Source organism: Pseudoalteromonas sp. MM17-2 (assembly GCF_022347945.1).
GTDB classification, from domain to species: domain Bacteria; phylum Pseudomonadota; class Gammaproteobacteria; order Enterobacterales; family Alteromonadaceae; genus Pseudoalteromonas; species Pseudoalteromonas ruthenica.
The window spans coordinates 1-14,354 of sequence record NZ_JAKRFV010000033.1 but is presented as its reverse complement, the minus strand read 5'-3'; the positions used below and the strand labels follow the sequence as shown (position 1 = coordinate 14,354).

The 14,354-nt window shown below is 45.2% G+C and carries 6 protein-coding genes; 4 read left to right on the top strand and 2 right to left on the bottom strand.

Features of this window, described 5'->3' with window-relative positions:
* Nucleotides 1-190: 190 nt before the first annotated feature.
* Entirely contained in the window at nt 191-1,414 is a 1,224-nt protein-coding gene (locus MHM93_RS18550) for a NupC/NupG family nucleoside CNT transporter (protein ID WP_022944790.1), read from the bottom strand.
* A 14-nt stretch (nt 1,415-1,428) separates the two neighbouring features.
* Nucleotides 1,429-2,058, bottom strand: coding sequence for a uridine kinase (udk, locus tag MHM93_RS18545; protein WP_022944791.1), 630 nt, complete (start codon nt 2,056-2,058; stop codon nt 1,429-1,431).
* A 301-nt stretch (nt 2,059-2,359) separates the two neighbouring features.
* Between udk and MHM93_RS18540 the strand changes: the two genes are divergently transcribed.
* The 4 genes from MHM93_RS18540 (at nt 2,360) to MHM93_RS18525 (ending at nt 14,135) form a co-directional block, all read left to right on the top strand.
* Nucleotides 2,360-3,571, top strand: a complete 1,212-nt coding sequence (locus MHM93_RS18540; protein WP_152441842.1) for a phosphopentomutase — start codon at nt 2,360-2,362, stop codon at nt 3,569-3,571.
* Nucleotides 3,572-3,595: 24 nt separating this feature from the next.
* The gene (deoD, locus tag MHM93_RS18535) at nt 3,596-4,297 is read left to right on the top strand and encodes a purine-nucleoside phosphorylase (RefSeq protein WP_022944793.1); all 702 of its coding nucleotides are present in this window, start codon (nt 3,596-3,598) and stop codon (nt 4,295-4,297) included.
* A gap of 336 nt (nt 4,298-4,633) precedes the next feature.
* Nucleotides 4,634-13,780: an RHS repeat-associated core domain-containing protein gene (locus MHM93_RS18530; protein ID WP_239450133.1), complete on the top strand. Its 9,147-nt coding sequence runs from the start codon at nt 4,634-4,636 to the stop codon at nt 13,778-13,780.
* 10 nt (nt 13,781-13,790) lie between these two features.
* Nucleotides 13,791-14,135, top strand: coding sequence for a hypothetical protein (locus MHM93_RS18525; RefSeq protein WP_239450132.1), 345 nt, complete (start codon nt 13,791-13,793; stop codon nt 14,133-14,135).
* The last annotated feature ends 219 nt before the right edge of the window (nt 14,136-14,354 follow it).

Below are 14,354 nucleotides of genomic sequence, written 5' to 3'. Positions count from 1 at the left end.
CAAAGACACAGCACTTGTTTTTAGAATAGATAAGTTCACAGCGAATTGCGATGATTTTTTGCCCTAAACGATAAAAGGGCCTTGCGGCCCTTTGGTGAAGTATCGTTCAAGTTAGCTATTGCCTTAACCCCTTAAAACAATAACCTAGGCCGAGGAGGCCCTGTTTTGCAACTGTGGCTTCTCTTTGTTTCTAAGCAATAGAGAGGAAAAACCCAGCAATTGCGGCGCTCATGAGGTTGGCCATAGATCCTGCCAACACTGCTCTGAGCCCTAGGCGTGCGATGTCCTTTCGCCGGCTTGGCGCCATACCGCCAATCCCACCTAGTAAAATGGCTATCGAAGACAAGTTAGCAAAACCACACAGCGCAAAGGTAACAATGGCTTGAGTGTGTTCGCTTAACTGGTCGCGATAATTTATAAAGTCTAAATAAGCTACAAACTCATTGACGACTAATTTCTGGCCGATAAAACTACCGGCAATAATGGCTTCGTCCCACGGTACACCTAATAACCAGGCTACCGGTGCGAAAACGTACCCGAGAATTTCTTGTAGCGTGAGCTGTGGGTAATCAAACCAACCACCAAACCAACCCAATACGCCATTAAGCAATGCAATCAGGGCCACAAATGCAAGCAGCATAGCGCCTACATTCAAAGCAAGCTGCATCCCGCTTGATGCGCCTGATGCGGCTGCATCGATAACATTAACGGGCTGCTCATGGTCGCCATCCAGTTCAGCCAAATCTTCTTTCGGGGTTTCTGTCTCTGGCACAATCATTTTTGCCATAAGGAAACCACCTGGCGCCGCCATAAAGCTTGCGGCAATCAAATACTGTAAATCGACGCCAATTTTTACGTAGCCGGCCATCACTGAGCCTGCTACCGTCGCCAATCCGCCGACCATCACCGCAAACAACTCCGACTTAGTCATAGAGGCAATAAACGGCTTTACGATAAGCGGCGCTTCGGTCTGACCAACAAAGATGTTTGCCGTTGCCGAGAGCGACTCTGGGCGCGAGGTTTTTAATAACCGTTGCAGTGCCCCACCGAGAATTTTAATAACCCAATCCATCACCCCGAGGTAGTACAATACCGCCACCAAGGAGGAGAAAAAGACAATGACCGGCAACACTTGAAAGGCAAACAAAAAGCCCAGTGTTTTTTCCGAGGCCAATGGCCCAAACAAAAACGTAATGCCATCGGTGGCGTAGCTAATCACTTGCGCGACCGCTGCCGACATCTTAGCGAGTATGTTTTTGCCAAATTCAAAAAATAATACAAAGCCACCGATGATGACTTGTAATAAAAAGGCGATACCAACCGTACGCAGGTTTATTGCTTTACGGTTCGTTGAAGCGCCGAAAGCGATGGCGAGTAGGGCTAGCATACCCACCAAGCTCATTAATGTTGTCATGCCCGATGTTCCCGTTATTCTTGTAGTAGGTGTTTGATTTTACTTTTTATTATATCGATTGCTACACGGTTCTTACCGCCTCGGGTCACCACTAAATCGGCGCTGTGCTTCGAGGGCTCAATAAACTGGTAAAACATCGGTCGCACTGTTCGTTTGTATTGCTCAACCACCGATTGCAAACTACGGTCACGTTGTTCAATATCGCGCTGCATTCGGCGCATCAAGCAAATATCCAGTGGCGTATCGATAAACACCTTAATGTTAAATTCGTCGCGAAGTGCTGGGTCACTTAATAACAATATACCTTCGACAATGAGTATTTTTGCTGGTAACACTCGACGCGTTTCGGCGCTGCGAGTGTGTTCGCTATAATCATAAATTGGCACATCAACTGACTCTCCCGCACGCAGATTGCGTAGGTGAGTCACCATTAACTCATGCTCAAACGCATCGGGATGGTCATAATTGGTTTTAATACGATGCGCCATCGGTAAATGAGACTGATCACGGTAGTAGGCATCTTCCTCTATAATGGCGATGGCCCCCGGCTCTAGTTCATTTACCAACTCGTTATATATTGTTTGGCTAAAAAGCGACTTCCCTGATGCAGACGCACCAGCGATCGCGATAATCGTTTGTGTCACAGACAAGCACCCAGACTGATGTAAGATAAAGGATTACTTTAGCAAATTCGCTGCTATTAATCTCTGAAGATGTCGTCCTTTACTGCTGTCTAGCGCCTTAGTGACGCAAATCCTCACGTTATTCCGACAAATGTAGCTATTATTAAGTGGTCAAAATAAGGACTTATGTCCGCTGAATGTGAACGGCCATCGTCAGTTGCGGCTGTATTGACAGCAACCCACAAAGCACGGACTTTTGTCCTGTGTCGCCTAGTAACAAGTCGTTAAAGTGGCTCCATAAAACCACAAAAGTGAGGTGAGTATGGCACGCGCAATTATCCTGATGGCTGATAGTTTAGGTATTGGTGCAGCTCCAGATGCTGATAAATTCGGTGATGTTGGCGCCAACACACTCGCTCATCTTTTGCAGGCATACGAGCAAGACAAGGGCCAGCCATTGGCATTGGCAAACTTGTCGCGTTTAGGGTTGATCGATGCATGTGAGGCTGCATCGGGGGCGAGCATTAACATTAATGAACGCCAACAACCTCAAGCAGCTTGGGGCTATGCGAAAGAGCTTTCCAGTGGTAAAGATACGCCCTCAGGGCATTGGGAAATGGCCGGTGTGCCCGTGTTGTTTGATTGGGGCTACTTTCCCGTTGAGCAACCGTGTTTCCCGCAAGCATTTATTGATGAGCTGATTGAGCGTACAGGTATTCCTGGCATCTTAGGCAATTGCCATGCCTCGGGGACCACTATTATCGCCGAGTTAGGTGAAGAGCATGTGCGCAGCGGTAAACCGATTTGTTACACCTCCAGTGACAGCGTGTTTCAGGTGGCCGCTCATGAGCAAAGTTTTGGCTTAGATAAACTCTATGAAGTATGTGAAGTTGCACGGACACTACTTGATGAGCATAACATTGGCCGCGTTATTGCCCGCCCCTTTGTGGGGGAAAGCAGCAACGACTTTGAGCGCACCGGCAACCGCCGTGATTACTCGGTGTTGCCACCGGCGCCTACGGTGCTTGATAAACTCGCGCAAGCCGGTGGTGAGGTGATCAGTATTGGCAAGATTGCTGATATTTATGCGCACCAAGGCATCACTCAAAAACACAAAGCGCCGGGCCTTGAAAACTTGCTCGAGAAAACCGCGCAAGTGATGGCTGAAGCGCCGGATAACAGTCTGATTTTCACAAACTTGGTGGATTTTGACGAAAAATATGGTCATCGTCGCAACGCTATCGGTTATGCCGAAGCTTTGAAAACCTTTGATGACTTTTTGCCGCGTATTTTCGCGCAAATGAATGACGACGATTTATTGTTAATCACTGCGGATCACGGCTGTGATCCCACTGCAGCTGGCAGCGATCATACCCGTGAGTATGTCCCTGTCATTGCCTATCGGCCGGGGATGACTCCGGTGGCGCTGGGCGAGCGTGAAACCTTTGCTGATATGGGGCAAACCTTAGCGCAGTGGTTTAACTTACCTGAGCTAGACTATGGTACAGGGTTTAAAGCGGCGCTAGAGCGCTAAGAACGAATAGCAAGAGGATAGAATATGAGCACGCCACACATCAGCGCAGCCCCAGGTGATTTTGCCGAAACGGTACTTATGCCAGGCGATCCACTTCGTGCGCAATACATCGCTGAGCACTTTTTGGATGATGCCAAACAAGTCACCAGTGTACGTAACATGTTTGGCTTTACCGGCACCTATAAAGGTAAGCCTGTGAGCATCATGGGCTCGGGAATGGGTATTCCCTCTATGTCTATCTATGCGCGTGAGCTGATTGTTAGCTTTGGCGTTAAAAACATTATTCGCATCGGCACCTGTGGTGGCATTGCCCAAGACACCAAAATTCGTGATGTTATCTTTGCCCAAGGCGCAAGCACCGACTCTAACGTGAACCGCGCCCGCATCAGTGGTTACGACTACGCCGCGATTGCCGATTTTGGTTTGCTAGAAAATGGTGTGCGTGCAGCTCGCGACTTAGGCATTGACGCCAAAGTAGGAAATGTATTCACCACCGATACCTTTTACCAGGCCGATGGCAGCTTTTATGAGCAGCTCAACAAACTGGGTGTGTTAGCGGTGGATATGGAAACCGCTGGTTTATACGGTGTAGCTGCTGAATATGGTGCCAAAGCCATGGCGTTGTTTACTGTGAGCGACCATGTGATCACCGGCGAAGCAACTCCAGCGGAAGAGCGCCAAAGCACGTTTAACGAAATGGTTAAAATTGCGCTTGAATCAATTTAAATAAATTTAGTTAACGCAAAGAAGCATCTTTGCGGTGCACCACGCCATCTGCCCATGGCCAGTGCATACAGAGTTCCTTGGTAATACGTAAATACGTTAACCCAAAGCCCCCACCTTTTAGGTGGGGCTTTTTTATGTCTTTAAATTTAACACTAATGAAGTTTTTTTCATCTTATGTTTACAGATGTAATTATATCTGTATGATCTCCGCCGCGTATTTTGTATCTGTATATGCTTAATAAAAACCACGAGCGACTTACTATTTCTTGTTGAATGTATGAACTGCTCGCGGTTTAAAAGGGTGGCATAAACAACTATTCTGAAATGGACTTCTACATGAAACTAGTTTTCCCTAAATCTGGCTTTTTAGCCGGAGTACTTCTATTGCTAATCAGTGTTGGCGCAATAGCATCCCCATCTATTACTACAGCGGGCTACTATCCTCGAGTAGTAGAGCTCGGACAAACTCAACAATTACGGTTACGTTGGCAAAATGCGCATAAATGCTATAACGATAAGTATGGCGTTGTGTACCACCAAGCGAGTACAGGGAAAAACACCAATGGAGAGTTTATTTGGGATTCTCCAGCGAGAAATAAAGTAGAGTCCAAAAGTTTCAATATCATTTGCGAAGACACTCAGGGTAACAAAGTTTCTCGTTATGTTTCTATGCAAGTTATTAACCCTAAACCAGTTATCGTATCTGCGTATTACTCTCCTAGCCGAGTCTCTGTTGGGCAACGACAAAGCCTCATAATACAATATAAGAATGCATCTAAGTGTTACAACACTAAATATGGCGTGACTTACTACAATGGTGCGCAAAGAGATGGAACTTATCGATGGACTTCGCCAGTTCGTGATAAAGAGCTGACGTATAACTTTGCCATATACTGTGAGAACAGCTCAGGACAAAGAGTTTCAAAATCCGTTAGCGCTCAAGTGTATAATGCCGCACCAAGAGTGAGTGCAGGTGCAGACATTCATGTAATGAGCGGCCCTCAAGTGATTAATTTAAGAGGCAGTGCGAGCGATCCAACTGCCAATGGCGGAATTAAAAGCTATTCTTGGAGTCAAGATTCAGGTTCGACGATTCTCAACTGGCGTAATAAACGTACCGCCGCCAGTAACTTCGACTTACCTGCTCAAAATCACGGAGATCAGCGTCTAAAATTAAGCCTTAGGGCGTATGACTTACATAATAAAGCCGGCTTAGACTCTGTATATGTTTATGTGAATGGCCGCTCGTCGATTAACATAGCTAGCCCCGCTGCTGACAAACTCCCCTATTCAAAACCGATTAATGTTCATTTGAATAACTTTTCAGACATCAGTGACGGCTTGAAGCAACTGAAAATTAATGTGCAGAAAAAGCAAGGGAGTAATTGGTCGACAGTATTCCAACAAAACTTTGCACCTAGCACCTCAAACAGCGGAAAGTTTTCATTTACAGCTCAGCAAAAAAACTTATTGCCTGGTACTCAATATCGATTGGTTGCATATGCAATTGATGACGGTGGTTCATCAGGCGTTGGTAAACCTAGTTTTCACAATTTCACCATTAACCACAAGCCTGAATTAATATTGAACAAAGCCAGTATTAATTTAGTTAATACACGACAGTTAGTGTTAAACGAAGACATTGTAAGTATTTCAGACGTCGACGTTCAGAGTCATAGCTGGCGTATAAATGAAGACCACCGCTTCAGTGTGCAAGGAAATATCCTCAGGTTTAATGAAGGAGTGAGTGGTGCCATTCCTGTGTCGCTATCTGTATACGACGGCATTGAACAAAGTACGGCAAAAACCCTTACAGTCAATCTAAGTGTCGTTGATGCTCCTGCCATACTAGAACATAAGTTTGTGAGTGAGTCAGGAGCTGTTAATCAGGCTGTTGTTGGTGAAAGGCAAACGCTGACATTCGTATGGCGAGGTGCTGAGCAATGCATCGCTGAATTCAGCTATGATGATGGTAGAACAGGGTCTGTTACCTACAGCAAGCATGATGAACGTACTATCCATCAGAGTGATGGCAGCTACTTATTTAGTTGGCAAAGTCCTGTTCGAGAATCTGAATTTACAATGGAGCAAACAATTAGTTGCTCCAATGATGCAGGTACTAAAACGAGCTCACTAGTTAATAAGGTCATACCTAGGGCGCCACAAATTTTGCAGCACAGATTTGCAAGCGCTTCAGGCTCAACAAATGCTGCATTTATTGGTGAGAACCAAGTATTTTATCTAGCTTGGACAGGCAGCGAATCTTGTACTTCGAACTATACATATAGCCATGGCGAGAGCGGAACCGTAACTTACAGCGCAAGTGATAAGCGCACCATTGTTAGGAGCGACGGCAGTTATCTATTCACATGGACATCTCCAGTTAGGGAGGCTGCTTATTCAATGGAGCAGACTATAAACTGTGAGAATTCGGGGGGTAGTGACTCCAGCTCTCTTGTCAATGTTATTACTCCACCACCGCCACGGATCCTTCAGCATGAGTATATATCTGAATCAGAGGCGATAAATACAGCGCGTATCGGTGAAAAACAATGGCTTTACTTTGCTTGGAAAAATGCCAGTTCTTGTACCTCCACCTTTGAGTATGATGATGGTGTATCTGGCTCTGTTACCTATAGCAGAGAGGATGAGTATACCACCGTACAAAATGATGGCAGTTATTTATACAAGTGGCTCAGTCCAGTAAGAGACAAAGCATATATAATGACCCAGACTATCACCTGTACGAATAATGAAGGCTCTGCTAATAGCACTTTGACGAACACAGTGGATGGTGTTGTTGCGCCACCTAAACTAGCCCCTCAGTCAGGAGAAGTGCCATTTGGTGAGAGCATTCGTATTACCCATGGCCTTCCTTCGGTGAATATAAGCTTTGCGCAAATAGCGGCAGACACATTATGTGATAGCACCGCTGACTGGCAGCCATACACCAGCCCAATTGCTATAACTGAAAGCACCACACTTTGCGCGAAAGCAAGCTTAGATGGCGTTGGTGAAAGTGACGTCATCAGCGCTGATTTTAGCATTCAAGACGATAGCAACTTTTCAGCCTTATTAGGCGACCCCGACGATCAACCATTTTCTGATGTCCAAGAAATCACCGCTGAGGCAATGGGCACTATTGCGGGTCAAGCGGCTGTGAATGGCGGTGCTGCAAGCTACACGATACCCATTAAATTGCCACCAGGGCGAGCAGGAATGCAACCGAACGTTTCTTTGAACTACTCTTCTCGCAGTGGTAATGGCATCGCAGGGGTTGGCTGGGGTTTATCAGCTGGCTCAAGTATTACTCGGTGCGCGGCAACAGTGGCCCAAGATGGAATTAATCATACGCCCAATTACACAGCGAATGATAAGTTATGCCTAGATGGCCAGCGACTTGTAATTGTTTCGGGGGACTATGGAAACTCAGGTGCAATTTACAAAACTGAGCTAGATACCTTTGTCAGGGTCAAACAAACAGGATCTCTTACAGATGAAGCATCCTTTGTTGCAGAATATAAAAGTGGCCGCACAGCCTATTTTGGACAGGAAACAAGCTCTAAAGTAATTCACGCAAATAAATCTTCAGCTTATTCGTGGCTTATCTCATATGAGCACGACGCCACTGAAAATAACTATATCCACTATGAGTATTCATCGTATGGGCAAGGAGAGCAGCTTCTCAATACTATTTACTACACAGGTACAGGAGATACAGAGCGCGGTGACCGTAAAGTAAAGTTCGTTTATCAAAATAGACCGGATAAAGCCACTCGCTACTTATCTGGAGGCATTGTTGAGTCTACTCAAAGGTTGGAAAGTATTGCGACTGAGTATATCGGTAGTTCGCTTGTTGATTATGAAATAAACTATAAAGAATTAAGTAAAAATAGTAACCGGAGCCTCTTACGTTCAATAAAACAGTGTTATGGCACAAAGTGCAAAAAAGCAACTACTTTCCGCTGGTCTGAAGACGGAAATGCGTACAAGCTTGAGCCACTAGGCACAAACGAGAATAATTTTCTGTTTCAAAATATAGATTATTTGTCGACTGTTTTACCTCGTGGAGATTTAAACGGCGATGGTAGCAGAGATTGGCCCGGTATATTTGTTAATGCAGAGGGGAATCAAAATGGTGTCACCACGACCGAATTAAATTCTTGCTTCGAGAATAAATACACAGGTCAATATAACTGTTTAGATGCTGACTTTAACCAAGATGGTTTCTCAGATGATTGGACCATCCAAAATGGGACACTTCGTATAAATTACACTAATGGGCAAAGTGTCGATACAAGTATCCGTTTTGTTGATGACTCTGTTATCTCCTTCAGACAAAATGAGATCAGGAATATTGCGGACTATAATGGCGATTCGTTGCCCGACGTTATGGTCTTTTATAGCAAAAGTGGCAGTCACCCTGAATTACGGCTTTATCTGCATTCCGGGAATCATTCTGCACCTTATCCATCCCACGATGTGGTGTATCAATACGCAGCATTTAATGGCAGCTTGGTAACAGATATAGAGTTTATGGGAGATATGACCGGTGATGGGTTACCCGACCTTATAGAAGTGCATACAGGAGTCCAAGACAAAATTCCGTATTCTCAGCCGATCCCTAGAGTATTAATAGAAAACACAAGTACCCTTGTAAAGGCACAATTTCAAGACGTAGACCTAGACTTCGATCAGAATATAGGAAGCTTGAAGCAGGTGTTTAGTTATTTTGCGGATGCCAATGGAGATGGTTTAGCTGATTGGTTAGGTTGGGAAGCTCTAGAAGATAATACAATTTCATTTGTAATTCGGTGGAATGAAGGTGGCGGTAAGTTTTCACAAGCACATGATCTAGGTTGGAACCCTGTAGGACGGCGGCTTGAGCACAAGAAGCTAAAAGGCGGGGAGCTCTTCACTCGGGCTGTACCTAAGTATGGCAATGCGATAAAGGTCGCCGATATTAACAACGATGGCATAAGTGAGTTACTCGTCCCAGGCGTTAGGGTGTTAACCGGGTGTGTCACAGTAAAAGATCTGTATAAAGACGTCGAGTGGTGTGGAGAAGATATTTACCATAATACATGGTCAAATACCCCAGGGGGAGCTAGATATTCATTAAATCCATCGAATAATGATGATAGCTTATATCAATTTAATGCTTTTTATTTTGTAAGCCATCCCGACTCTGGCAACATAACATTGAAAAAAGAGCTAACGCCTATAATCGGGCATGCTTACGAATCGGCATTTGTGGATGCCTACGGAACAGGACTCTTAAGTTTCGTATTTCTACACAAAAAGCGCCCTTGGACTTATCACACGGGAACTGCCTCGGGATCAAGGTTCGCTGGAAATGAAAAAGAATACGGTGTCTATATCAATCGGAACTTCGGGGCAGGGACTACAGACTCAAACGACGGCTACATGGCCGCTGACCTATTGTTGGAGGCAACGAATGGTTTAGATAATGTTAGTCAATGGCATTATCTTCCACTATCTACCGGCCAATCTTCGGGTGCGATAGATACTTTTTATGAAAAAAGTGATGCTCTTTCAGATGGTTATTTTAATTTCACATCTAGTATGTATGCGGTCCGTTCGTTTGAGCAAAGTAATGGGGTCGGCGGTTTTAGTGAGCGCAAATATGCGTATCGAGGAGCAGTATTTAATGCTCGTGGCCGAGGCTTTATGGGCTTCAAAAGTGTTATTGAAAAAGACCTAGATCGAGGCTTAGTTACACAAACAGACTTTAAACAAGTGTTCCCACTGCAAGGAAAGCCTTACCGTCAGGCCACATTCTTGGAGAATGACTACATGGCTGGCAGTTTAGGTGGAAAGTCTGACCATACAAATGCGATTAGCTACACTCAATTTGAATGGCTCGTAAACACGGATAACGGTAATCATGTTTATCTAGCGAATAAAGAGACTATCACCCGAGATATCACCCAGGATGCAACTAAATTAGGTAGTGTGGTTGAGTCCATCGCAAGTATTGATGCCTACGGCAACGTGCTTGAAAGCAAAAAAACATCAAAAGATGAAACCGGCGTAGTGACTGTTACCACAACACGCGCCTATACCCCGAATACAGATATTTGGTGGCTAAATAAGCTCGATACCTTGAAGGTTGAAACCAACGAAATAAGCGAACGTGCGGTGACGGACCCTTACATCTCATTGAGTGATGAGCAAAAAAAAGAGCTCGATACAAAAACCACCCTGACGACTAATTATTCTGAATATGATGATAATAGCCGTAAACCGGAAAAAATTACCGTCAGCGGATCGTCAGGAACAGGAAGTAGCACCAACATTGCTTACAACTCCTATGGCTTACCAACAAGTAAAACAGTATCCGCGAACGTATTAACGGGGGGGACGTGGTCATCGTCGCAGCGGGTGGTTGAAAGTATCACCTATACCAAAGATGGAACCACAGAGGCGGATGATGGTTACTTCCCGCTCAAAATAACGAATGCGAAGCAGCATGAGCTGTATAAGCACACCGACCCAGCGACCGGTTTTGTTACTAAAACCAAAGTGCAACTAGGTGACAATGTATACCAAGAGACAATAAATACATTGGATGGCTATCAGCGTCCGTATAGCAGTAAAACCAGCGGTCAGCCGAAGGTTTACACCGTGGTCACTGGGCCCGATACAACCCACGCGCCCGAGAATGCAGTTGTGCAAATAACCACCCTCTCAGCGGGCAAGCCAACACAAAAAGTTTATCAAGATAAATTGGGCCGCACGCTGCGGGTCGCAACCCAAGGTTTCAACTCTGACGATTGGGTATTTACCGACACACAGTACGATGCGTTAGGGCGAAAAGTCTTTGAATCTCAACCTTATTACAATGGCCATTCCAAGTATGGTGTTTCTTACTCGGAGTTTGACGCCTTAGGTAGGCCAAAGAGTAAAGTTACACAGCGAAGCTGCGGAGGCATGACAACGAGCTATGCATACGCAGGGTTAACAACAGACATCAAGGTGAAAGATGAGTGTAACAGCAAACTGATTACGATGTCTCGCACCTATAACACCCGCGACCAGCTCATTGAAACCAAAGACGCTGAAGATGGGATAACTCGCTACGCATATAATGGGCAAGGCCTACCCATTGTTATTCAAGATGCTAAAAACAATCACATTACAGCAAAATATAACGCTTTTGGACGCAAGACCGACGTAAATGACCCCAATCAGGGTAAGAGCACATTTGCTTATAATGGCTTTGGTGAGCTCCAAAAGGAAACACATAGCACCGACACAAGTATTATTTATACAGTCGATAATCTAGGACGAGTAATCCAGCGCTCGGCAACAGGCGAGGACACATTAACCTACACTTATGACACAGCCGATAATGGTGTTGGGCAGTTGCACAAAGAAGTGGGTAATGGCGTAAACCGTACCTATGAATATGATGTTTATGGTCGCCCCACAGGGACACTAATCAACGGCAATAATCGTTCTTATCGCATCACAACGTTCTATGATGGGAATTATGGTCGCGCGAAGGGACTGCGTTACCCCAATGGCTTGACCTTAGAGTACCTTTACACTGATGCAGGCTATTTAGAAACGATTCAAAATGCGGCGAGCCATTACATCTTTAAGAAAATTACAGGGCAAGATGCCTTTGCCAACGTCACCGAAGCCACTTTAGGAAATGAGTTGACCGAAATCACCTCATACAGCGCTGTAGACGGTGCGATGACAAGTAAGCAAATAGCTGATGGCAACAACAACCTAATGTTTCTTAACTATGAACAGTACGATGGTTTTGGCAACATACGCAAAATGGGTGTTACCACAGGGGCTGTGGGTGAACAGCATACCTTCACAGAAACTTATACCTACGATGACCTTCATCGCCTTAAAACGAATCAGGTTAACGGTATAAAAATCGGCTCTTACACCTACGATGCCATTGGCAATTTACTCAGCAAGAGCGACTACTCTAACGAGTATGACTACACAAGTGAGGGGAGTGGAGGCCCGAACGCCGTTAAGCGAGTACAACGCAATGGTAAGTGGGTCAGCTTTAGTTACGATAAGCGGGGCAACATGCTCACCGGTGATGGGCTGAGCAGCGCAAACTACAATGCCATGGATAAACCAACTACGCTGGTCAAAAACGGGATCACCAGTCAGTTCGTTTATGGCCCCAACCATATGCGGTTCAAACATACCACCAATGGCCGAACAACATACTATGCAGACAAGCTGTATGAAGAAGAAGTTCAGGCAGAGGAGACCACTTGGCGTGCATACATAGATAATGTCGCCATCGTGAGTCAAACTAATGAGCAAGCAGTACAAATTAGGTACACGCACACCGACCGTCTTGGCAGCAGTCGATTATTCACAAATCATAATGGTGATGTACTTGCAACGCGTAATTACGATCCATTCGGTAAACCACGTTTAGCCAATGGTAACTCAAAGCCCTCGGCCCGCTTAGGCGATATTGTGGATACCACCACATACCGAGGTTTTACCGACCACGAACACCTTGATGAACACCAACTTATTCATATGAACGGTCGGGTGTATGATTATAACCTTGGGCGTTTTATGTCGGTTGATCCGGTTATTCAGAGTCCAGGTAACTCACAGAGCATCAATCCGTACTCATATATTATGAATAACCCGCTGGCGGGGACGGATCCGACGGGGTATACCGCAGAGTGTGACGACAGTGGTTCGTGTGATATTGGTAACATCAAAACTGATGATGTCGAGAATATTCAAGTTACCAAAGACGGCAATATGGTCGTCAATACTAATGATGGAAGTTCCTATAAGGTTGAAGCCATCAACGGCGCCAATATGCAAGGAGCGTATAAAGGGCTACATCAGCTCGGCCAAAATATGATGGATATAGGGGGCCAAGAGCAAACAGCGAAAAACAGTAACTTCAGTATCATGGGGCAATTTGAAGAAGGAAGTGCCGCCTCCAATCTCAGGGAAAATGCCTTCAATGACTTTGATATTGCCGCCTCACAGCAACAGTTCGAAAACAGTGAAGATATGCTCGCTCTGAATGACAACATTTGGGGTGTTGGCGGTGGACATATTCCAGGCCTAAGTATCGAAGAACAGCAAGCTATGGCAGCTGAAGCTAGTAGTGAGGCAGGGTTGACATTAGCTCCGATACCTGCTGGTAAAATAGGCGTATATGCGTATAAATTTTACAAAGCTAAAACATTCTTTAAGGGAACTCACTTTAGTAGAAAGGTTACACGGCAGATGAGAAATGCTGATGACTTAGGTCACGGCTTCCCGCAACAAATTGATCCTTGGGCGACTCGTTTTGGCAGGTGGTCTAAAGAAAAAGGTGGTGATGGGAGTATGTATGAGTGGCTACGCATGAGGGGGCGGTATAAGGGTAAACAAGGTACCTTTGAATATATTAAAAAGCAAAATGGCGAAATAGACCATCGCTTTTTCAATTTCGTAGAATGGTAGGAGTGTAATTGTGGCAATGGCAGATGTTGATAACTTTCTTCAGCGTAAGGGAGTAGCGCTATCTGAATTAATCCCTGGGAAACGTGAGATGGCTTTGAATGTGGCTGATTCAAGGGAATTCTTGAAACTACTACAAGTTGGGGGGATAGAAATAATTGGCGGGGATATTTTAGTGAAGGATAGGAACAAAATGGGATATTGCCACCAAGTATGGGGAAGTAAATATCACTATCTTTCATGGAGTAATGGAAGTGAAGGTGATGGGGGCTATTCACTAGCACAAAAACATATTGAAGATGCTGAAAAGCTCTCGGGTTTGTTGGGTGGTGAAGTGTGGGTTTCATTTGTCTATTAAACACATGGGATAAGTGATCAAGCGGTCAGAGGGTCCGGTCTGGATCAAGGGGTCTGGATCGATCAACGATCAAGGGGGTTAATCAATCAAGGGGTTAATCAATCAAGGGGTCAGAGTTGTTCAATCAAGGGGTCAGAGTTGTTGAAATTGCTGAGTTGCGCTAAGTTTTTAGTGCAATTGGCTATTTCAGGGAGGAAAGGCCATGGCGCGTCGGCCGAG